We start from the raw sequence: 21,897 nt of genomic DNA on the forward strand, positions 1-21,897 counted from the left end.
CGTACAGCGCCGCCCCGCGACCCCCCGTCGCGGCGCACCGCCTTCATCCCGAGTCCTCGCTGCCTCGATCGCCGCACTGGCGCTCGTGGGCACGGGCCTCGTCTCCGTCCCTGCCGGCGCGGCACCCGCCGCGCCGGCAGCGACCTCGCTCGCGGCAGCCGCCGCCCCCAAGCCCGTGACCCCCGAGGTCCCCGTGGATGCGGCGGGCAAGCCGCTCGGGGCGATCTCCCAGGTCACGGCCGTCGGCAACAAGGTGACTCTCACGGCGGGCACCGGCGCCTACCGGGTGACGTTCCTCGACGACGAGACGCTGCGCGTCGAGGCCGACCCCTCGGGGACGTTCTCCGACCCGGCGAACACGCCCCAGGGCGACGCGACACGCACGGCGAACATCGTCGTCGGGCTCGACGAGTTCGCAGGCACCACGCCGACCGTGACCGACGGCGCGACCATCACGCTCGCGACCGCGAAGGTCACCCTGAAGATCGACAAGGCCACGGGCCGCATGACGCTCGTGCGTACCGACGGCTCGGTGGTCTGGGACGAGTCGGCACCCCTCTCGTTCGGTGCCTCGTCCGCGACCCAGCACCTGCGCACGGCGTCGGACGAGCAGTTCCTCGGCGGCGGCATGCAGAACGGCCGCTCGATCCACACGGGCGCGACCATCAACATCGCGCGGAACTTCGACTGGGACGACGACGGCTACCCCAACGCGGTGCCGTACTACATGACGTCGAACGGCTACGGAGCTCTGCGCAACACGTTCGCCCGAGGCACCTACGCCTTCACGGACGAGGCCACGACGACCCACGAGGAGCGGCGCTTCGACGCCTACTACTTCGTCGGCGACTACAAGGGTGCGCTCGACGGTTACACCCAGCTCACGGGCCGCCCCCTCATGCCGCCCGTCTACGCCCTCGAGTACGGGGACGCCGACTGCTACAACCGCTCCAACCCCACGTACTCGTCGTCGGGCTTCGGCGACCCGGAGGGGATCAAGCAGAAGACGCCGCAGGCGGCGATCACGGCCGCGCGCTTCAAGGAGAACGACATGCCGGCGGGCTGGATGCTCGTCAACGACGGCTACGGCTGCGAGTACCAGGACCTGCCGGAGACGGTCGCCCAGATCGCCGAGGACTCGGACCTGGTCACGGGCCTGTGGACCCAGCGGTCGCTCACGAACCAGGAGTACGAGGTCGGCGAGGCGGGCGTGCGCATGCGCAAGCTCGACGTCGCGTGGGTCGGCAACGGCTACCGCATGGCGCTGACGGGCTGCGAGTCCGCCTACAAGGGTTTCGAGGACTACTCGGACGCGCGCGGCACGTCCCTCATGGTCGAGGGATGGGCGGGGTCGCAGCGGTGCGGCATGCAGTGGACGGGTGACCACTCGGGCAACCTCGACGCGGTGCGCTGGCAGATCTCGGCGCTCACGGGGGCCGGGAACTCGGGGCTCGCGTTCAGCACGGGTGACGTCGACGGGATCTTCGGTGGGTCGACGAAGTCCTACGTGCGCGACCTGCAGTGGAAGGCCTTCGCGCCGGCCCTGTACTCGATGAGCGGCTGGGCGTCGGTCGACAAGCGCCCGTGGCTCTACGGCGACGAGGCCACCGAGATCAACCGCAAGTACCTCCAGCTGCGGCAGAGGCTCATGCCGTACATCTACACGCTCGCGGCCGGGTCCCACGAGACGGGCACGCCCATGATGCGCTCGCTCGCGCTCGAGTACCCGCAGGACCCCATGTCCTACGGGGCCGAGGCGAACAACGAGTTCCTGCTCGGCGAGGACTTCCTCGTCGCGCCCGTGTTCTCCGACTCGGAGATCCGCAACGGGATCTACCTGCCCGAGGGGCGTTGGGTCGACTACTGGACGGGCGACGTGCTCGACGGCGGTCGCGTGCTCAACGGGTACAGCGCCCCGCTCGACACGCTGCCCGTGTTCGTGCGGGCGGGTGCGGTCGTCCCGCAGGGCCCGGTGGCGCGCAACGCGTCGCTCGTGCCCGAGGACTCGGCGATCACGCTCGACGTCTACCCCCAGGGCGACGAGAGCTTCACGCTGTACGAGGACGACAAGCTCACGCGTGCCTACAAGGACGACGCGACGTCGTCCCAGGAGCTCACGGTCTCGGCCCCCGAGCAGGACGGTGGTGACGTGACGGTCACGGTCGGCGAGCGGGTCGGGGACTACGCGGGCAAGGCTGCGGCGCGCCCGTACCTGCTCGACGTCCACACCGGCTCGGCGCCCTCGGGTGTCACGGTCGGGGGAGCGGCGCTCACGCAGGTCGCCGACGCGGCGGCCCTCGAGTCCGTCGCGACGGGATGGTTCTACGACGCGTCGGCACCGGGTGGTGTGGTCCGCGTCAAGCTCGGCGCGATCTCGTCCGACGCCTCGGCGACCGTCGTCCTGGCCGGGACCAGCGCGGTCGGCGGCAAGGACTCCGACGCGGGCCGTGCTTCGGTGACCGTGGGCCTCGCGGCCCAGGTCTTCCAGGGGCAGGAGACGACGGCGGAGCTCACGTTCACCAACACCGGCACCAAGGCCAAGACCGACCTGGTGATCGAACCCGTCCTCCCTCAGGGGTGGACGCTCGTGAGCAGCACCGGGACGACGGCGGCCTCGGTCGCGCCGGGGGCGAGCGTGACGGCCCGCGTGGTGGTCTCGCCGGCCGCGGGGTCCGCGGCCGGGCAGCAGACCGTGGGTGCGCGTGCGACCTACCGCGACGCGGCGGGCGACGAGCGCACGGTGGCGGGGGCCAACCAGCTCTACGTCGCCTACGGCACCCTGGCGGCAGCCTTCAACCACGTGTCCGTCACGTCGCTCGCGACCAAGGACGCCGGCAACTTCGACGGCGGGGGAGCCTCGTTCTCGGAGGACGCGCTCGCGGCCGCCGGGGCCACGTGGGGCGAACCCCTGACCGTGACGAGCGGCGAGGACATCATCGAGTACACGTGGCCCGCGGCAGCGCCGGGCGTCGCCAACTCGATGGCCCTCGACGGTCAGACGGTCGCGCTCTCGGGCAAGGGGACGCACCTCGCGTTCCTCGGCTCGGCGTCCGCCGGGGCTGGCGTCACTCCAGAGGTGACCATCACGTACGCGGACGGCACCACGTCCAAGCAGTCGTTCTTCTTCCCGAACTGGCTGCTCCAGGGCGGTCTGAACGGGTCGAGCGTCGCGGTCGCGAGCCAGGGCCGCAACAACAAGAACAACCCGGCGGGGTACGAGTACCCGACGTACACGTACCAGGTCTACTCCGACACCGTGATCCTCAACCCGGCCAAGGAGCTGCGGTCCGTCACGTTCCCGGTGCAGACCAACGCGAAGCTGTTCGCGATGAAGGTCGCCACGCTCGGGCTGCCGGAGGCACCGCAGGGGACGGTCTGGGCCTCCGACCTCACGTGGACGTCGGCGACCAACGGCTACGGCGTGATCGGCAAGGACGTCGCCAACAAGGACTCGGCCTCCTCTCCGGACAAGCCGCTCGTCATCAACACGACGCCCGAGCTCAAGAAGACCTACACCAAGGGGCTGGGCGTTCACGCGGCGTCGAAGGTCACGTACTACCTCGGCGGGCAGTGCACGGCGTTCACCGCGGACGTCGGGCTCGAGGACCCCTTCAAGGGGTCGGTGATCTTCAAGGTGGACGTCGACGGCGCCAACCGGTACCAGGGCACCACGTTCCAGGCGGGCTTCCCGACCGAGCAGGTCTCGGTCGACGTCACGGGTGCCCAGTACATCGACCTGGTCGTCGACCCCACGAGCCCGGGCGCCATCAACGGCGCGCACGGCGTGTGGGGCGACGCGAGGTTCACGTGCGCCGAGCCTGCCCCGGAGATCGCCTTCTCGGCCGAGGCCTCGGCCAAGCGCAGCGGCGCCTCGGTGCTCCTGTCGGTGCGCGCCGTCAACGAGGAGGACGTCCCGGTCGACGTCGCCGTCACGACGCCCTTCGGCACCAAGACGTTCGTCGGCGTGCTGCCGGGCAAGAGTGCGAGCCAGAGCTTCAACGCTCGGGCCGCGACGATCCCCGCGGGTGAGGTCACGGTCACCGTGACCAGGACCGTGGACGGGAAGAAGGTGAGCGTCGACCGGACCGTCGCGTACGGCGGGGTCGGCTGACCTGACGAGGGGGACGGGGACGCCGCCGGGCGGGCCGAGGCTCGACCGACGGCGTCCCCGGACGCCTTGCCGCTGCTCGGAGGTCGGTGCGAACCGACCTCCGGCCTCGTGTCACCCTGGCGGTCAGGGCCGAGACAGTGGAGACTGGCTCGTGGGCCCTCGGGCCCCCTGACCGTCGTCGTACCGGACGCACCACGCTACGGACCGTGGGAGCCCCGGGCGAGGCACGAGGGAATCCCCCGCGCTGCTCGCAGGGCGGGGGTACCGCATAGAGGTGTGCGGGAGGGAGAGGCGCCGGTTGCCACTGGGGGCGAACGGCGCCTCTCGCATGTCCGGCGACGAAGGAGCGCCCTGCCCGACGGCGACGCGCCGCCTGCCTGTGGCCGGCCGGGCCCGGCGTCCTCAGGCGTGCTGTGCGCGCAGCGCGATCATCTGGTCGATCAGGGCGAGCAGGTCGTCGATCGACCCGCCCTGGGGCGTCGCCGCGTTCGCGGGCGAGGCGCCGCTCGCGAAGTGCTCGCTCGCCTGGGCGTAGAGGCCGTCGCCGATGAGCATGATCGCGCGGGTCAGCACAGGGTCGCCGACGACCTCGAGCACGGCCCCGGCCCAGGCGTCGTGCGCGTCGTCGAGCGCGGCGCGTGCCTGCGGGTAGCTGCCCTGAGCGAGCCGCGAGACCGCGACGTAGACGAGCTCGAAGTCGCTGTCGGAGTCGGCCGACGTGCGGATGAAGTAGTCCACCGGGCCTGCGGGGGCTGTGCGCATGGCGTCGACGTCGGCGGCCGTGAGGTCTCGCAGGTGCTCCATGAGCCCCTCGGCCAGCGCGACCTTGGACCCGAAGTGGTAGAGCAGGCCGCCCTTGGACACGCCGGCCTCGGCGGCGACCGCGTCGAGCGTGGTCGCGCGCTCTCCCTGGGTCACGAGCAGGGTGGCGAAGGCCTCGAGGACCTTGGCGCGAGCGGCGGGGGGCGGCGGCATCTTGAAAGTGTACCGACCGGACGGTTACTATACCGTCTGGACGGTTGGCAGTCCGGCGCCACAGCGCCGCCCCAGCCGTCCTCGTACGTGAAAGGACGCTCCCGTGACTCTCGTCCAGGACAACCGGACGCCCCGGGACCCGAACGGCCCCGTCGGCGCACCGCAGGACCCCACGACCCCGACCGGTGGCACGCCCCTGACCCGCAGGCGCCGGTGGGTCGCGCTCGCCGTGCTCATGCTCCCCGTGCTGCTCGTCTCGATCGACAACACGGTGCTGACGTTCGCGCTGCCGCAGATCTCCGAGGCGCTGCGCCCCACGGGGACCCAGCTGCTGTGGATGATCGACATCTACCCGCTCGTGCTCGCGGGCCTGCTCGTCTCGATGGGCTCGTTCGCGGACAGGATCGGCCGGCGCAGGCTCCTGCTCGTCGGCGCGGTCGGGTTCGCTCTGCTCTCCGTCGTCGCGGCCTACGCTCCGAGCGCCGAGGCGCTCATCGCCTCGCGCGCGGGGCTCGGGTTCTTCGGCGCCATGATCATGCCGCCCACGCTCTCGCTGCTGCGCAACATCTTCACCGACCGTGAGGAGCGGCGGCTCGCGATCGCGATCTGGGCCGCGGGCTTCGCCGCGGGCAACGCGATCGGGCCCATCGCCGGCGGGTTCCTGCTCGAGCACGCCTGGTGGGGCTCGGTCTTCCTGCTGGCGGTGCCCGTCCTCGTGCTGCTCCTCGTGCTCGCGCCGGTCTTCGTGCCCGAGTCCAGGGACTCGAACCCCGGCCGCGTCGACGTGGTCTCGATCGTGCTCTCGATGGCGACCATGGCGCCGATCGTGCTCGGGATCAAGACCCTCGCGAAGTCCGGTCCCAGCGCGCTGGCGTTCGGGGCTCTCGTGCTCGGTCTCGTGGCGGGCTGGGTCTTCGTGCGTCGTCAGCTCGGGCGCCCGGACCCCATGATCGACGTCCGGCTGTTCCGCAAGGGCGAGTTCTCGGGGGCCGTGGTCATCAACCTGCTCTCGGTCTTCTCGCTCGTGGGCTTCCTGTTCTTCGTGTCCCAGGACGTGCAGCTCGTGCTGGGGCTGAGCCCCATGAAGGCGGGCTACGCCCTGCTGCCGGGCCTGGTCGCGATGGTGGTCGCGGGTCTCCTGGTGGTCCGGGTCGTGCGCAGGGTGCGCCCGTCCCACGTCGTGGCGGTCGCGATCCTGTTCGCCGCCGCGGGGTACGCGATGGTCGCCCTGACCGCAGGGGCGAGCACGCTGACCGGGCTCGTGGTCGCGTTCGTGGTCCTCGCGATCGGGATCGGAGCCGCGGAGACCGTGTCGAACGACCTGATCGTCTCGGCGGTCCCCGCCGACAAGGCGGGTGCCGCCTCGGCGATCTCGGAGACCGCGTACGAGGTCGGGGCCGTGCTCGGCACGGCGGTGCTGGGCAGCATCCTCACGGCCTCCTACCACCGCAACGTCGTCGTGCCCGACGGGGTGCCCGCCGCGGATGCGGCGGCGGCCGCCGAGACGCTCGGCGGCGCCACGCAGGTGGCGCAGACGTTGCCGACCGAGCAGGCGCAGGCGCTGCTCGCCTCGGCGCACGAGGCGTTCGGCAGCGGCGTCGGGACCACGTCCTGGATCGGCTTCGGGCTCATGCTCGTGGCGTCGGTCATCGCGCTCGTGGCCCTGCGTTCCGCACGCGCGTGAGATTCACCCGGATGCCGGCGAGCGTGCCCGCTGGCATCCGGGCGTCCGATCCGCAAGGGTGAGAGGTGATGAATCGTCCCCGTCGCACCCCGCCCCGCTGGGTCCGTTACACGCTGTCCGTCGTCGCCCTGCTCGTCCCGTGCGTCGTGTTCGGCGTGACCACCGCGACCGCGGACCTCAGCCTGGGCCCGCACGAGGCCCGGTACGAGGTGACGACCGACAGCCTCGTCGTGGTCGACCTCGGCCCGCTCGGCACGCTCGAGATCGACTCGCCGCTCCCGGTGGGTCTCGGTGCACGGATCACGGTCGAGGAGATCCCCGCGGACCTCACGGCGTTCGACCAGGCGACGACCATCGCCGCCCTGACGCAGGACCTCCAGGGGTACCTGCAGTTCTTCGGCGGGCCGCAGGACACGATCGAGCAGGTCACGCGCAGCCTCGTGGCCGACGCCGCGCGGCGGACGGGCCTCGCGATCCTGGTGGTCGCGGCCGCGGGCGCGGGGTTCTACCTGCTCCTCGGAGCGGCCCGACGGCGTGAGATCGGCGAGGCGGTCGCGCCGAGGACCTGGGAGATCACCGCGGGTGTCGTCGTGGTCTCGCTCGTCTTCGGTGTGCTGTCCGCCTCGGCCGAGGAGCCCTCGACGACCGACTCGCGCCCCGCATCGGCGGTCTTCGCGGGCACCCCGCTCGAGGGAGCCCGGATCACGGGCCGCCTCGCGGGGGTCGTCGACACCTACGGCGGCATGCTCATGAACGCCTACAAGGACAACGAGGCCTTCTACGCCCGCGCGAACACGGCGCTGGGCGTCGCGTGGGACGAGCGCGACGTGCTCGAGGAAGAGGCCGCCGCCCAGCGGGAGGCCGACGAGCAGGCCGCACGCGACGCGGCCACCGCGCCGCCCGTGGAGGGGGAGCAGGGGGCCGACGGCGGCGTCGCAGGCGACCAGGTGGGCCCCGACGACCCGACCGGCACCGACGGTGCGGCCCAGGACCCTGCGGGCGAGGCGCCGTCGGGCAGCGAGGGCGACCGGGCCGCCGAGGGCGCGGAGGGCTCCGCCGCGCGTCGTGGTGCGACCCCCTCGGGCGGTTCGACCGAGTCGCCGTCCGCGACGCCCGAGGACGAGCTCGTCTCGATGCTGGTGGTGAGCGACCTGCACTGCAACATCGGGATGACCCCGCTGATCCGCACCGCGGCCGAGCGCTCCGGGGCGAGCATCGTGCTCAACGCGGGCGACACGACCATGAACGGCACGAGCGTCGAGCAGTTCTGCGTGAACTCGTTCACGTCCGCCGTCCCGGACGGTGCCACGATGGTCGTCGCGGACGGGAACCACGACAGCGTCGAGACCTCGGCGCAGGAGCGCAAGCGAGGCGTCAAGATCCTCGACGGCGACGTGATCGAGGTCGACGGGGTCCGCATCCTCGGAGACCGGGACGCGCTCGAGACGAGGATCGGTGCCGGGTCCAAGGCCGCCCGTCCCGAGACCCCCGCCGAGCAGGCCGAGCGGCTCGCGCAGGCCGCGTGCGACGCCAAGGACGGGATCGATCTCCTGCTCGTGCACTCGCCGCGCGCCGGGAACGAGGCCCTCGAGACGGGCTGCGTCCCGCTGCAGGTCTCGGGGCACACGCACCGCCGCAGCGGGCCCGAGCAGTTCGGCCTGGGCATCCGGTACGTCAACGCGAGCACCGCGGGGGCCGAGTCGGGGGAGCCGACCGTCGGGCCGCTCAAGGGGGTCGCGGAGATGACCGTCCTGCGCTTCGACCCCGTGCTGCGCGAGTTCGTCGACTGGCAGCTCGTGCAGGTCTTCCCCGACGGTTCCGCGCAGGTCGGCGCCCGCGAGGCGTTCCCCGTGCCGGTGCCGGAGGAGGTCCTCGACGGGACCGGCGAGGGCACCGAGGCGCCGGACGGGACGGGGACCGGTGACGGCGCCGACGGGACCGGTGACGGCGCCGACGGGGCGCCCGCGGCGACGATCACGGACGACTCCGCGAAGGAGGAGTGAGGGGCTCGTGCACGACTCCGACGGAGCGGGTGAATCGACCGGTCGCGGTCTCGACCCCGACCGCGGACGCGGCAGAATACGCGGTATGAGCAGAGGTGCCCGATGGATCCTCGCCGCGATCGTCGCGGCGCTGGTGATCGTGCTCGCGGGCCCCTACCTGGTCGCACGGCTCTCGGCCGGCACGGCCCCGCCGCCCCTCGGGCTCCAGACCCCGGGGGAGACGGCCTCCCCGACGGCCACGCCGGACCCGGGCCCGTTCGACCCGGACGGCACCTGGGTCGTGGGCGCGGGTTCGCAGGCGGGCTATCGGTTCGACGAGGTGCTCAGCGGCGAGAAGGGCACGGTCGTCGGCCGGACGGACGAGGTCGCGGGGACGCTCGTCGTGACGGACGGCGAGCTCGTCCGGGCCGAGATCACGGTCAAGACCGCGTCGATCGCGAGCAGCAGCGTGGTGCGCGACGACGCGTTCCGGCGTCTGCTCGAGACCGACGTCTTCCCCGACGCGGTGTTCATCCTCACCGAGCCGGTCGACCTCGAGGGTGTCGAGGAACGCGACGAGCCCCTCACGGTCCAGGCGCGCGGCACGCTGACGATCCGCGACGTGACCGAGCCCGTGACCGTGACGCTCGAGGCGCGGCGCTCGGGCGACGGGGTCCAGGTCAGCGGTGCGATCCCCGTGACCTTCGCCGACTACGGCGTGCACCTGCCCGAGCTGCCGTTCGTGACGGTCGAGCCCTCGGGGACGGTCGAGATGCTGCTCGAGCTCGAGCGTGTCCCGGAGGCGCCGTCCCCGGCGCCCACCTCGCCCTGAACCTGTTCGAGGAACCCGTTCGATCCGCCCTGAGGACTCGACGCGGCACCTCGTTCGTGGTTAAAGTTCGGTATGCCGAACTTTCAACTTCGCACAGGGGTGAAAGGTCTCCTCGGAGGCCTGACGGCCCTGCTCCTCGCCGCGGCCTGCGCGGCCGACACCGCCCCGGGCGAGCCCGCCGGAACCTCCGCCGACCATCCGGCGGCGAGCGACGCCGTCGGGCGCCTCGAGGTCCTGACGACCTTCACCGTCCTGGCGGACATGGCCCGCGAGGTCGGGGGAGAGCACGTCGAGGTCTCCTCGCTCACCAAGGTCGGCGCCGAGATCCACGGCTACGAACCCACGCCCGCGGACCTGCGGCGCGCTGCGGGCGCGGACCTGGTCCTCGACAACGGGCTCGGGCTCGAGAAGTGGTTCGAACCCTTCGTCGCACGCCTCGACGCGCCCCACGTCACGGTCTCGGACGGCGTCGACGTCCTCTCGATCGCCTCGGGCGCGTACGACGGGCGGCCCAACCCGCACGCCTGGATGTCGCCCGTCAACGGCGCGATCTACGCGCGCAACATCGGTGAGGCGTTCGCCGTCGCGGACCCTGCGCACGCTGCGGACTACCGGGCGAACGCGACCGACTACGCCGAGCGCATCGAGACCGTGGGGCGCGAGCTCGCTGCCGAGGTCGAGCAGGTGCCCGCGGGGTCGCGCGTCCTGGTGACGTGCGAGGGGGCGTTCTCCTACCTGGCGCGCGACGTCGGGCTCGACGAGAAGTTCCTGTGGCCGGTCAACGCCGACCAGCAGGGCACGCCCCAGCAGGTCGCGGGCGTGATCGACCACGTGCGTGACAACGGCGTGCGCGCGGTGTTCTGCGAGACGACCGTCTCGGACTCCGCGCAGCGCCAGGTCGCCGCGGAGACGGGCGCGACGTACGCGGGCACGCTCTACGTCGACTCGCTCTCCCGGCCCGACGGCGACGTCCCCACCTACCTCGACCTCCTCGCCTACGACGCGCGCGTCATCAGCGAGGGTCTGCGGGGCGAGTCGTGAGCGCGGGTGTCGGGAGCGGTGCGGTGGCACCAGGGACGGACGCGGGGTCGGCCCTGGCCCGGAGCGCTGCACCGGTCGAGCCTGCTGAGCCCTCTGCACCTGCAGCCCTGGCGGTCCGCGGGCTCACGGTCCGCTACCGCGAGACGCTGGCCCTCGAGGACGTCGCCCTCTCGCTCGCCCCGGGCACCGTGACCGGGCTCATCGGGGCCAACGGCTCGGGCAAGTCGACGCTCTTCCGGTCCGTCATGGGCATGACGCGCGGCAGCGGCGTCACCCAGGTGGGAGACGTCCGGATCTACGGCCGAGACGCCGACGCGGCGCGCAAGGACGGGCTCGTGGGATACGTCCCGCAGTCCGAGGACGTCGACTGGTCCTTCCCGGTCGACGTGCGCGACGTCGTGACCATGGGGCGCTACGGGGGGCTCGGACCCACGCGCCGCGCACGCGCCGAGGACCGGCGGGCCGTGGCCGACGCCCTGGACCGCGTGGGGCTCGCCGACCTCGCGCACCGGCAGATCGGGAGGTTGTCGGGCGGGCAGCGCAAGCGCGTCTTCGTGGCGCGCGCGATCGCGCAGGGCGCGCGGCTGCTGCTGCTCGACGAGCCCTTCGCCGGGGTCGACAAGGTCTCGGAGGCGCAGATCACCTCGGTGCTCCGGAGCCTCGCCGCCGCGGGGTGCGCCGTGCTCGTCTCGACGCACGACCTCGCGTCGCTGCCCGACCTCGTGGACGACGCGATCCTCCTCCAGCGACGCATCATCATGACCGGGCCGCCCGACGTGGTGCTGCGCCCCGAGAACCTCGCGCGCACGTTCGGGATCGACCCGCTCGCGTCGGCGCGCCGCGAAGGTGCGAGCGACAGCTCGGGCGCCTCGACCACCACCTCTGGTGTCGCCGACCACGGCTCGGCCGTCGCCGACCCGTCCGACGCCCCGTCCGAAGGAGCAGCCCGTTGAACCCCGTCGACCTTCTCGCGAGCGCGGGGGACTGGCTCGCCGCGCCGCTCGGGTACGAGTTCGTCCAGCGCGCGTTGCTCGTCGCGGTCGTCGCGAGCATCGTGTGCGCGCTCCTGAGCTGCTGGCTCATCATGATCGGCTGGTCGCTGCTGGGCGACGCGGTGTCGCACGCGGTGCTGCCGGGCGTGGTCCTGTCGTACGTGGTGGGGGTGCCGTTCGCGATCGGGGCGCTCGTGTTCGGGGTCGGCGCGGTCGCGCTGATCGGGACCGTGCGCGACACGAGCCGGCTCAAGGAGGACGCGGCGATCGGCGTGGTCTTCACGACGCTCTTCGCGATCGGGATCGTGCTCATCTCGGTGACCCCGAGCCAGATCGACCTGGGGCACATCCTGTTCGGCAACATGCTGGGCATCACCGACGCGGACCTGTGGCAGGTCGTGGTCCTGGGTGCGCTGACGACCGTGGTGCTCGTGCTCAAGCGGCGCGACCTGACGCTGTTCGCGTTCGATCCCGTGCACGCGCACGCCGTCGGGATCTCGCCGCGGCGGCTGTCAGCGCTGCTCCTGGGGTCGCTCGCGCTGACCGTGGTGGTCGCGCTCCAGGCGGTCGGGGTCGTGCTCGTGGTGGCCCTGGTCATCACGCCGGGCGCGACGGCCTACCTCCTGGTCGACCGGATGTCGCGCATGCTCGTGGTCGCGCCGCTCGTCGCGGTCGGGTGCGCCGTCGTGGGGATCTACGCGAGCTACTACCTCGACACCGCGAGCGCCGCGACGATCGTGGTGGCGCAGGGCGTCGTGTTCGCGGTCGCGTACGTGGTGCACCTGGCGCGCCGCCCGCGCGTCGTGCCGTCCTCCGGCCCGACGGCGGAGCGCGAGCCCGTGGAGCTGGTCGCGGGGTGAGGTGACCGGGCGTGGCGAGGGGGCGGGCGCCGGGTGCGCGCCGGCGTCCGGACCTCGGTCCTCCCGGCTCCGGGGGAGGGCCGTGAAATAGAGTGGGCGCCGTGGACCATCCCCTCGACCTGACCTCCGTCGCCCAGGACTACCTCAAGGTGGTGTGGTCCGCGCAGGAGTGGTCCGACGAGCCGGTGACCACCAAGCTCCTCGCGGACCGGCTCGGCGTCGGGGCCTCGACCGTCTCGGAGACCGTGCGCCGCCTGTCGTCGCAGGGGCTCCTGGTGCACGCGCGCTACGGTGCGATCGAGCTCACGGACCTCGGGCGATCGCACGCGGTCGCGATGGTCCGTCGGCACCGGATCCTCGAGACGTACCTGGTCTCGGAGCTGGGCTACTCGTGGGACGAGGTCCACGACGAGGCCGAGGTGCTCGAGCACGCGGTCTCGGACCTGATGCTCGACCGCATCGACGCCCTGCTCGGCCATCCCACGCGCGACCCGCACGGCGACCCGATCCCCACGGCGTCCGGGTTCGTCCCGCGTCCGGCGGCGATCCGGCTCTCGGAGCTCGACGCGGGGGCGTGCGCGGTCGTGGCGCGGATCTCGGACTCGGACCCGGACGTGCTGCGCTACCTGGCCGAGCTGGGCCTGGGCCTCGACGCCGAGGTCCGCGTGCACGAGCGGCGCGAGTACGCGGGCACCATGGCGATCACGTGGGGGAGCGACGCGAGCCCGGTCCATCTGGGACTGCCGGCGGCGTCGCGCGTGTGGGTCGTGCCCGTGCCTCTCGCCACGGACTCCGCCCCGGTCTAGACTGACGGTCTTCCCGCATCACGCTGCCGACGGCGCCGGCGTTGCGTTCGAAACGATTCGATCCTTGCAACGACACCCTTGAAGGGGGCGCCTTGACCGTCGACAGCACCGGCCTGCCCGGGACGACCGACACCCGCTCCGACGCGCCCGTCCCGGGCGCGGACCGCCGTCGGGCACGCACCGGCGGCGCACCTCGCAGCACCCGGACCGCAGGCCTCGCGCTGCTCGCGCTCGCCGTGGGCGGCTTCACGATCGGCACCACCGAGTTCGCGACCATGGGCCTGCTGCCCGACATCGCGACCGCGTTCGACGCCTCCATCCCCCTGACCGGGCACGCGATCACGGCCTACGCCGTGGGCGTCGTGGTCGGCGCGCCGCTCCTGACCGTGCTCGCCGCGCGCGTCTCGCGCAAGAAGCTCCTCGTGGGCCTCATGCTCGCCTACACGCTCGGCAACGTGCTGTCCGCCGCGGCCCCCAGCCTCGAGTGGCTCATCGCGGGCCGGTTCTTCGCCGGACTGCCGCACGGCGCGTTCTTCGGCGTCGGGGCGGCCGTCGGGGCCGCCGTGGCGGGCCCCGGACGGCGCGGCCACGCCGTCGCCATGATGATGACGGGGCTGACCGTCGCGAACGTCGTGGGCGTGCCGCTCTCGACCTACGCCGGGCAGGTGCTCGGGTGGCGCGCGGCGTTCGTGCTCATCGGCGTCCTGGGCGGGATCACGCTCCTTGCCCTGTGGCGCTGGGTCCCGGCCGGGTCCGGCGACACCGGGTCGAGCGTGGGCCAGGAGCTCGCGGCGCTCAAGAACGGCGCGCTCTGGATCAGCTTCGTGGGTGGGGCGATCGGGTTCGGCGGCATGTTCGCGGTCTACTCCTACGTCGCCCCGACCATGACCGAGGTCACCGGGCTCTCGCTCGGCGTGGTCCCCGTGGTCCTCGCGATCTTCGGCCTGGGCATGACGCTCGGGACGGTCGTCGGGGGCAGGCTCGCGGACAAGGACGTCATGCGCACGGTCTGGATCGGGTTCGGGTCCACGGCCGCGGCCCTCGTCGCGTTCGCGCTCACGGGCCAGAGCCCCGTGCCCGCGGTCGCGGCGCTGTTCCTGCTGGGCGTGACCTCCCAGATCCTGGGGCTCGCGCTCCAGACCCGCCTCATGGACCTCTCGCCGGACGCCCCCTCGCTCGGCGCCGCGCTGTGCCACTCGGCGCTCAACGTGGGCAACGCCAACGGGGCGTTCCTCGGCGGTCTCGTGATCGCCGCGGGCTGGGGCTACCTCGCCCCGGCCTGGACAGGGCTCGCGCTGACGCTCGTGGGGCTCGCGATCATCGTGGCCTTCGGTCGCCAGCGCGTCGCGCACGTCCGCGAGGACGTGGTCCCGGCAGACGCGCCCGTCGAGGAGACGGTCGCCGCGTCCTGAGGTGACGGACCGGCGAGACCTCCAGCCAAACCTCAGAGTTCGCCGGTACCTTGGGCCCACCTGTGTGCCGGAAGTGCACACGCAGACCTCCAGGAGCGGTTCGTGAGCGAGAGCCCCACCCGTCCTTCCCGTGCCGGGCGCACCCCGGCGCCCCGCGCGCAGCGCCCGGACGCAGCCGCAGGGCTGCCCGACGTCGACGCCAAGAACCTCTCGACCCGAGCCTTCGGGTGGGTCCTCGTGGTGGCGGGCGCGGTCGGCCTGGTCGGCGCCGCCTGGCTCGCGATCGAGAAGTACCTCAAGCTCATCGACCCGAACCACGTCGCGTCGTGCTCGCTCAACCCGTTCCTCGACTGCGGTCCCGCGATGGCGTCGTGGCAGGGCACCCTGCTCGGGTTCCCCAACCCCTACCTCGGGGTCGCGGCGTTCCCCGTGGTCATGACGATCGGCGTCGTGGTGCTGACCGGTGCGCGTCTGCCGCGCTGGTTCTGGCTCACGATGCTCGCCGTCACGACGGTCGCGATGGGTCTCATCGTCTTCCTCGTGTGGACGAGCCTCTACGTGCTCGTCGTGCTTTGCCCCTTCTGCATGGTCGTGTGGGCCGCGATGATCCCGCTGTTCTGGTACCAGGTCGTGCACGCCGTGCAGGAGGGGTACCTCCCGGTCGGCGAGGGCGCGAAGCGGCTGATCGTCGACAACCGCGGGATCCTGCTCGCCGTGATGTACGTCCTCCTCGTGGCCTGGGTCTTCCTGGAGATGGGCCCCACGATCGTCACCTACCTCCAGAGCACCTGATCGGCGGCCGGAGGGGCCGGACGGCCCTCGGCAGCACCTGACAGGTCCAGAACCCACCGGGCCGGTGGCCGGCACCACCGGCCCGGTGACCCGCCCCCGCTCGCCCGGGAGACCCGAACGGACGGCGACCGGGTAGCGCGGGGTGCGCTGCGCCGTCGGGCCGGTCACACCCCGGCGGGCGGCGACCGGAGCACCCCGTGCCCAGTAGCGAAGACGCTGCCGGGCGCCCCCGTGCCGAACGGTAAACTCGCGGGGTGAGCACGCCAGAGAACCCCGCCCCCGAGAACCCCGCCGAGTCCGCGCACACCGCCCCCGCGGCCTCGCTCGAGACGACCTCCCACCGCTACACGCCCGCCCTCGCGCAGGACATCGAGCTCCGGTGGCAGGACGCGTGGGAGGAGCGCGGCACGTTCTTCGCGGCCAACCCCTCGGGTCACCTCACCGACGGCGAGGGCAGGCACGCCGACGGCCGCTCGCCGTACTTCATCATGGACATGTTCCCGTACCCCTCGGGCGCGGGCCTGCACGTGGGCCACCCGCTCGGGTACATCGCGACCGACGTCGTCGGACGCTTCCGACGCATGTGCGGCGACAACGTGCTGCACGCGCTGGGCTACGACGCGTTCGGCCTGCCCGCCGAGCAGTTCGCGGTGCAGACCGGTCAGCACCCGCGCGTCACGACCGAGGCCAACATGGCCAACATGAAGCGCCAGCTGCGCCGGCTCGGCCTGGGGCACGACTCGCGCCGCTCGTTCGCGACGATCGACCCCGAGTACATCCGCTGGACCCAGTGGATCTTCCTGCAGATCTTCGAGGCCTGGTACGACGAGGACGCCGAGCGTCCCGACGGCGGCACGGGCCGTGCGCGCCCCATCACCGAGCTCGTGGCCGAGTACGCCGCAGGTACGCGTGCCGTCCCCGGCCACCCCGAGGGCACCCGCTGGGAGGACCTCGACCGCGTCGCGCAGCGCGCCGTGATCGACCCGCAGCGCCTGGCCTATGTGTCCGAGTCGCCCGTGAACTGGGCGCCGGGCCTGGGCACCGTGCTCGCGAACGAGGAGGTCACGTCCGACGGTCGCTCCGAGCGCGGCAACTTCCCCGTCTTCCAGCGCAGCCTGCGCCAGTGGAACATGCGCATCACGGCGTACGCGGACCGCCTGGCCGACGACCTGGACCTCATCGACTGGCCGGAGAAGGTCAAGTCGATGCAGCGCAACTGGATCGGTCGCAGCGAGGGCGCCACCGTGCGCTTCGCGATCGACGGTGCGATCGGCGGGAGCAGCCCCGTCGGCGACGTCGAGGTCTTCACGACGCGCCCCGACACCCTGTTCGGCGCGACGTTCATGGTCGTCTCGCCCGAGCACCCGCTGCTCGACGAGGTCCCGGCCGAGTGGCCCGACGGCACGCACGACGTCTGGACCGGCGGGCACGCGACCCCGATCGACGCCGTCGCGGCCTACCGCAAGGAGGCCGCCGCCAAGACCGCGGTCGAGCGCCAGGCCGACGCGGGCAAGAAGACCGGCGTGTTCACGGGCCACCTCGCCGTGAACCCCGTCAACGGTGTGCTCATCCCCGTGTTCACCGCGGACTACGTCCTCATGGGCTACGGCACGGGCGCCATCATGGCGGTCCCCGGCGGCGACGAGCGCGACCACGCGTTCGCCGAGGCCTTCGAGCTGCCCGTGGTCCGCACGGTCGCGGCCCCCGAGGACCACGAGGGCGCCTGGACCGGCGACGGCGAGATCGTCAACTCGTCCAACGACGAGATCTCGCTCGACGGCCTGAGCGTGCCCGACGCCAAGCGCGCCATGATCGAGTGGCTCGAGGCCAAGGGCATCGGCAGCGGCACCGTGACCTACCGCCTGCGCGACTGGCTCTTCAGCCGTCAGCGCTACTGGGGCGAGCCGTTCCCCATCGTCTACGACGAGAACGACCAGCCCATCGCGCTGCCGGACTCGCTGCTGCCCGTCAACCTCCCCGAGGTCCCGGACTACTCGCCGCGCACCTACGAGCCGGACGACGCCGACTCCTCGCCCGAGCCGCCGCTGGGCCGCAACGAGGACTGGGTCAACGTCACGCTCGACCTGGGCGACGGCCCCAAGACCTACCGCCGCGACACCAACACCATGCCCAACTGGGCAGGGTCGTGCTGGTACTACCTGCGCTACCTCGACCCGGCGGACACCGAGCACATGGCCTCGCCCGAGCTCGAGAAGTACTGGACCGGCCCCGGGCACAACGCCACGGCCGGCCCCGCGGGCGGTGTCGACCTGTACGTGGGCGGCGTCGAGCACGCCGTGCTGCACCTGCTCTACGCGCGCTTCTGGCACAAGGTGCTCCTGGACCTGGGGCACGTGACCAGCACCGAGCCGTTCCACAAGCTCTTCAACCAGGGCTATGTGCAGGCCTATGCGTACACCGACTCGCGTGGCGCGTACGTGCCCGCGGAAGAGGTCGTCGAGGAGAGCAGCGGCGATGAGGTCCGGTACCTGTGGAAGGGCGAGCCCGTCAACCGTGAGTACGGGAAGATGGGCAAGTCGCTCAAGAACGTCGTGACGCCTGACGACATGTACGAGGCCTACGGCGCCGACACGTTCCGCGTGTACGAGATGTCCATGGGACCGCTCGACCTGTCGCGCCCCTGGGACACGCGCGCGGTCGTCGGCTCGCAGCGCTTCCTGCAGCGGCTGTGGCGCAACGTCGTGTCCGAGGACTCGGGCGAGACGACGGTCTCGGAGGAGCCCGCGGAGGTCGCGACCCTGCGCCTGGTCCACCGCACCATCGCCGACGTGCGCGTCGAGATGGAGCACATGCGCTCCAACACGGCGATCGCCAAGCTCATCGCGCTCAACAACCACCTCACGGGCCTGGACCGGGTGCCCCGCGAGGCGATCGAGCCGCTGATCCTCATGGTCGCGCCCATCGCGCCGCACATCGCGGAGGAGCTGTGGTCCCGGCTCGGTCACCCGCAGTCGCTCGCGCACGAGCCCTTCCCGGTCGCTCTCGACGAGTACCTGGTCGAGGACACCGTGACGTGCGTCGTGCAGGTCCAGGGCAAGGTCCGCAGCCGGCTCGAGGTCTCGCCCTCGATCGGGGACGACGAGCTGCGCGAGCTGGCCCTGGCGGACGCGAACGTGCAGCGCACGCTCGACGGGCGCGGGATCCGCACGGTGATCGTGCGGGCGCCCAAGCTCGTGAACGTGGTCCCGGCCTGACGTTCGTCGCTTGAGTGCGTGATTCGGCTGCGACTCGCCGGGCGTGTCGCAGCCGAATCACGCACTCGACGGCGGGTTGTCCACAGATGACCGGCGGGCCCGCCCCTGGGCGTGCGAAAGGCGGCATCGTGGCGGCATGTCGAACCCTCAGGTGCCGTCCGTCGTGCTCCGGTCGCGGGACGCCGCGAGCCACGGACTGACACGCCACGAGCTCGGTCGGCCCTGGTGGGAGGCCCCGACCCGCGGCGTCCGCGTACCGGCGGGCAGCATCGACGGCATCGCCGCTCGGTGCCGGGCTGCGCTCGAGATCCTGCCGTCCGCTGCGGCGTTCAGCCACGTCACGGCACTACGGCTCCTCGGGATCGAGGTGCCCTGGCGGCTGGACCGGTCGTCGGCCGAGGCGGGTGGTGGGCCGGGGGAGCGGCTGCACGTCGTCGTGCCACGCAGGGACCTGCGACCGCAGCGCGACGACCTGGTGGCTCACACCTGCACCCAACCGGCTCTCGCCGTCACGACGTGGCACGGGATCCCGGTCACCACCCCGGCGCAGACGTGGCTGCACCTCTCGCACGGGCTGAGCGTGAACGAGCTGGTCGTCCTCGGAGACGCCATGACCCGCCGGAAGGGCCCTGCGACCTCGGTCATCGAGATGCGCAGGCTCCTCGGGAGCACCCACAGGATGAGGGGACTGGTGGCGTCGCGGGTGGCGATCGAGCACGTCGTCGGCGGAACCGACTCCTCGATGGAGTCGCGGACCCGGATGATCCTGGTCGACGCAGGGCTGCCGTGCCCGGAGGTCAACATGCCCGCCCTGGACCGGGCGGGATCATTCCTCGCCCTCCCGGACATGTCCTACCCGGCGCTCCGGATCGCGATCGAGTACGACGGGGACGTCCACCGCACCGACCCCGGGACGTGGCGACGTGACGTCGAGCGTCGACAGCGGCTCGAGGAGGCGGGTTGGCTGATCATCACGGTCACGGCCGACGACGTGATGCGACACCCCGAGAGGTTCATCCGGCGGGTGCGGGCGGCCTTGGCCCGTTGAGTGCATGATTCGGCTGCGACTCGCCGGGCGTGTCGCAGCCGAATCACGCACTCGACGGCGGGCCGGACAGCCCTGGGCTCACCGCCGCCGCGTCCCGAACACCGTCCGCGTGATCTCCCGGCCGAGCTGCGTCGCCATCGACCCCAGGAACTTGTCGAGCCCCGACGACGCGGTCGACTTCCGGGCCGTGCTCGTCCGCGACCCGCTCCCGGCGCGCGCCGCGTCCCGTTCGAGCTTGGCGCGCATCTTCTCGAGCTCGTCGGCCTGCTTCTTGGCCGCCTTGTCGGCCTCCTTCTGGGCGGCCTCCTGCTCCTTGGCGAGCTGCTCGGCGAGCTCCGCCTGCTCGGCCGCGGCGTGCTGCGCGGCGATGCGCGCGGTGAGCAGCTCGTACGCCGACTCGTTGTCGACCGCCACGGCGTACCGCGCGGCGAGCGGCGACCCCGCCACGATCCCGTCGATCACGGTCTCGGGCGCCGGCTCCATGGACGACTGGGGCGCCCGGACCCGGGTCCAGGCGACCGGCGTGGGGGCGCCCTTCTCGGTCAGCACCGTGACCACGGCCTCGCCGGTCCCGAGCGACTGGAGCAGCTGTTCCAGGTCGTACGGCGACGTGGGGAACGTCCGCACTGCCGCCCGCAGGGCCGCGGCGTCGTCGGGCGTGAAGGCGCGCAGCGCGTGCTGGACCCGGTTGCCGAGCTGGGCCAGGACGTCGGCGGGCACGTCCTTGGGGCTCTGCGTCACGAAGAACACGCCCACACCCTTGGAACGGATGAGGCGCACGGTCTGCACGACCTGCTGGAGGAACTCCTTGGACGCCCCCGTGAAGAGCAGGTGCGCCTCGTCGAAGAAGAACACGAGCTTGGGCTTGTCGAGGTCGCCGACCTCGGGCAGGTCCTGGTACAGGTCCGCGAGCAGCCACATGAGGAACGTCGAGAAGAGCGCGGGCCGGTCCTGGACGGCGGGCAGCTCGAGCGCCGAGACGGTGCCGCGGCCGTCGGACGCGACGCGCAGGAGCTCGGTCGTGTCGAACGCGGGCTCGCCGAAGAACACGTCCGCCCCCTGTGCCTGCAGCGTCACGATCTCGCGCAGGATGACCCCGGCCGTGGCCGCGGACAGCCCGCCGATGCCCTTGAGCTCGGCCTTGCCGTCGTCCGAGGTGAGGTACGCGATGGTCGACTGCAGGTCCTTGAGGTCGAGCAGCGCGAGGCCCTGCGTGTCGGCCCAGTGGAAGATCAGGCCGAGGCTCGACTCCTGCGTGTCGTTGAGCCCGAGCACCTTGGACAGCAGCAGGGGCCCGAAGTCGCTCACGGTCGTCCGGATCGGGATGCCCTTGCCGAGCCCGCCGAGCGAGTAGAACTCGACCGGATAGATGGTCGGCTTCCAGTCCTGCCCGATGCTCGCGGTCCGCTCGAGGATCTTCTCGCCGCTCGCGCCCGGCACCGCGAGCCCGGACAGGTCGCCCTTGATGTCGGCGACGAACGTCGGCACCCCGGCGTCGGAGAGTCCTTCGGTCATGCCCTGCAGCGTCTTGGTCTTGCCCGTGCCGGTGGCCCCGGCGACGAGCCCGTGCCGGTTGAGCATCGCGAGCGCGAACCCGACCTGGACGTCGGCGCGTGGGACGGGGTCGCCGGGCGTCCGGTCGGGCGCTTCGAGCAGCGCGCCGAGCGCGAGCGTCCCGCCCTTGGTGGCGTAGCCCGCGGCGACCTCGGCGGGGTACCCCTCGAGCGGCCCGGGGGAGGTGCCCGACGGCGGAGCGTCGGCGGGAGGAGCGGCGTCCGTCGGAGCGGGGCCGGCTTCGTCGCTGCCCGACGGCGGAGCGTCCGCGGGTACGGCGCTCGCCTCGGCGCTCGCCTCGGCGGTGGCCTCGGACCTGGCCGGGACGGCGGGTCCCGACGGTGCGCCACCGGCTGGCGCGCCCGGGGCCGACGAGGCTGCAGCGGCCTGCGCCGCCTCGAGCGCGGCCTGGGCCGCGGCTGCCTTCGCCTCGGCCGCCTCGGCAGCTGCCTGTGCGGCGGCGGCCTTCAGGGCGGCGAGCTCTGCGGGGGAGGGGGCTGCGTCGTCGGGCATGTCTCGGATCCTAGGGCGGTGCCGGGGTGAGCGCGCGGCGCACGCACGCCCTCGCGGGCCGACCGCGTGCGACCGCAGGG

14 protein-coding genes are annotated in these 21,897 nt (G+C 72.3%); 12 read left to right on the forward strand and 2 right to left on the reverse strand.

What is annotated here, in order from left to right; all coding sequences use genetic code 11:
* Positions 1–85 precede the first annotated feature (85 nt).
* Positions 86–4,111: an NPCBM/NEW2 domain-containing protein gene (locus tag ASE15_RS11390; protein WP_235534376.1), complete on the forward strand. Its 4,026-nt coding sequence runs from the start codon at positions 86–88 to the stop codon at positions 4,109–4,111.
* Positions 4,112–4,513: 402 nt separating this feature from the next.
* Here ASE15_RS11390 and ASE15_RS21735 read toward each other — a convergent pair whose 3' ends face one another.
* Positions 4,514–5,086, reverse strand: coding sequence for a TetR/AcrR family transcriptional regulator (locus ASE15_RS21735; protein WP_056650721.1), 573 nt, complete (start codon positions 5,084–5,086; stop codon positions 4,514–4,516).
* Positions 5,087–5,282: 196 nt separating this feature from the next.
* Between ASE15_RS21735 and ASE15_RS11400 the strand changes: the two genes are divergently transcribed.
* From ASE15_RS11400 to ASE15_RS11450, 11 genes are all read left to right on the forward strand, one after another.
* Positions 5,283–6,770, forward strand: coding sequence for an MFS transporter (locus ASE15_RS11400; RefSeq protein WP_056651424.1), 1,488 nt, complete (start codon positions 5,283–5,285; stop codon positions 6,768–6,770).
* A 68-nt stretch (positions 6,771–6,838) separates the two neighbouring features.
* Positions 6,839–8,773, forward strand: a complete 1,935-nt coding sequence (locus ASE15_RS11405) for a metallophosphoesterase family protein (protein ID WP_082618390.1) — start codon at positions 6,839–6,841, stop codon at positions 8,771–8,773.
* 85 nt (positions 8,774–8,858) lie between these two features.
* The gene (locus tag ASE15_RS11410; RefSeq protein ID WP_056650724.1) at positions 8,859–9,584 is read left to right on the forward strand and encodes a YceI family protein; all 726 of its coding nucleotides are present in this window, start codon (positions 8,859–8,861) and stop codon (positions 9,582–9,584) included.
* 72 nt (positions 9,585–9,656) lie between these two features.
* Complete coding sequence (locus ASE15_RS11415) at positions 9,657–10,625, forward strand: metal ABC transporter substrate-binding protein (RefSeq protein WP_056650726.1); 969 nt, start codon at positions 9,657–9,659, stop codon at positions 10,623–10,625.
* Between the two features lie 53 nt (positions 10,626–10,678).
* Positions 10,679–11,578, forward strand: coding sequence for a metal ABC transporter ATP-binding protein (locus tag ASE15_RS11420; RefSeq protein ID WP_082618437.1), 900 nt, complete (start codon positions 10,679–10,681; stop codon positions 11,576–11,578).
* Complete coding sequence (locus tag ASE15_RS11425; protein ID WP_056763380.1) at positions 11,575–12,477, forward strand: metal ABC transporter permease; 903 nt, start codon at positions 11,575–11,577, stop codon at positions 12,475–12,477. Before ASE15_RS11420 ends, ASE15_RS11425 begins: the two co-directional genes overlap by 4 nt.
* Before the next feature lie 101 nt (positions 12,478–12,578).
* Positions 12,579–13,283: a metal-dependent transcriptional regulator gene (locus tag ASE15_RS11430; RefSeq protein ID WP_304438071.1), complete on the forward strand. Its 705-nt coding sequence runs from the start codon at positions 12,579–12,581 to the stop codon at positions 13,281–13,283.
* Between the two features lie 221 nt (positions 13,284–13,504).
* Positions 13,505–14,695, forward strand: a complete 1,191-nt coding sequence (locus ASE15_RS11435; RefSeq protein ID WP_056763774.1) for an MFS transporter — start codon at positions 13,505–13,507, stop codon at positions 14,693–14,695.
* A gap of 102 nt (positions 14,696–14,797) precedes the next feature.
* The gene (locus ASE15_RS11440; RefSeq protein WP_056763385.1) at positions 14,798–15,487 is read left to right on the forward strand and encodes a vitamin K epoxide reductase family protein; all 690 of its coding nucleotides are present in this window, start codon (positions 14,798–14,800) and stop codon (positions 15,485–15,487) included.
* A 254-nt stretch (positions 15,488–15,741) separates the two neighbouring features.
* Entirely contained in the window at positions 15,742–18,702 is a 2,961-nt protein-coding gene (leuS, locus tag ASE15_RS11445; RefSeq protein WP_056650735.1) for a leucine--tRNA ligase, read from the forward strand.
* Positions 18,703–18,838: 136 nt separating this feature from the next.
* The gene (locus ASE15_RS11450) at positions 18,839–19,750 is read left to right on the forward strand and encodes an endonuclease domain-containing protein (protein WP_056650738.1); all 912 of its coding nucleotides are present in this window, start codon (positions 18,839–18,841) and stop codon (positions 19,748–19,750) included.
* Positions 19,751–19,828: 78 nt separating this feature from the next.
* On the opposite strand, the gene ASE15_RS11455 is transcribed toward ASE15_RS11450, so the two are convergent.
* The gene (locus ASE15_RS11455) at positions 19,829–21,817 is read right to left on the reverse strand and encodes a helicase HerA-like domain-containing protein (RefSeq protein WP_056763387.1); all 1,989 of its coding nucleotides are present in this window, start codon (positions 21,815–21,817) and stop codon (positions 19,829–19,831) included.
* Between the last annotated feature and the right edge of the window lie 80 nt (positions 21,818–21,897).

The organism is Oerskovia sp. Root22 (genome assembly GCF_001429135.1).
GTDB lineage: Bacteria > Actinomycetota > Actinomycetes > Actinomycetales > Cellulomonadaceae > Oerskovia > Oerskovia enterophila.

Coding starts and splice junctions, on each gene's coding strand:
- ASE15_RS11415 (WP_056650726.1), top strand. CDS start 9,657: ATGCCGAACTTTCAACTTCGCACAGGGGTGAAAGGTCTCCTCGGAGGC.
- ASE15_RS11405 (WP_082618390.1), top strand. CDS start 6,839: ATGAATCGTCCCCGTCGCACCCCGCCCCGCTGGGTCCGTTACACGCTG.
- ASE15_RS11450 (WP_056650738.1), top strand. CDS start 18,839: ATGTCGAACCCTCAGGTGCCGTCCGTCGTGCTCCGGTCGCGGGACGCC.
- ASE15_RS11455 (WP_056763387.1), bottom strand. CDS start 21,817: ATGCCCGACGACGCAGCCCCCTCCCCCGCAGAGCTCGCCGCCCTGAAG.
- ASE15_RS11410 (WP_056650724.1), top strand. CDS start 8,859: ATGAGCAGAGGTGCCCGATGGATCCTCGCCGCGATCGTCGCGGCGCTG.
- ASE15_RS21735 (WP_056650721.1), bottom strand. CDS start 5,086: ATGCCGCCGCCCCCCGCCGCTCGCGCCAAGGTCCTCGAGGCCTTCGCC.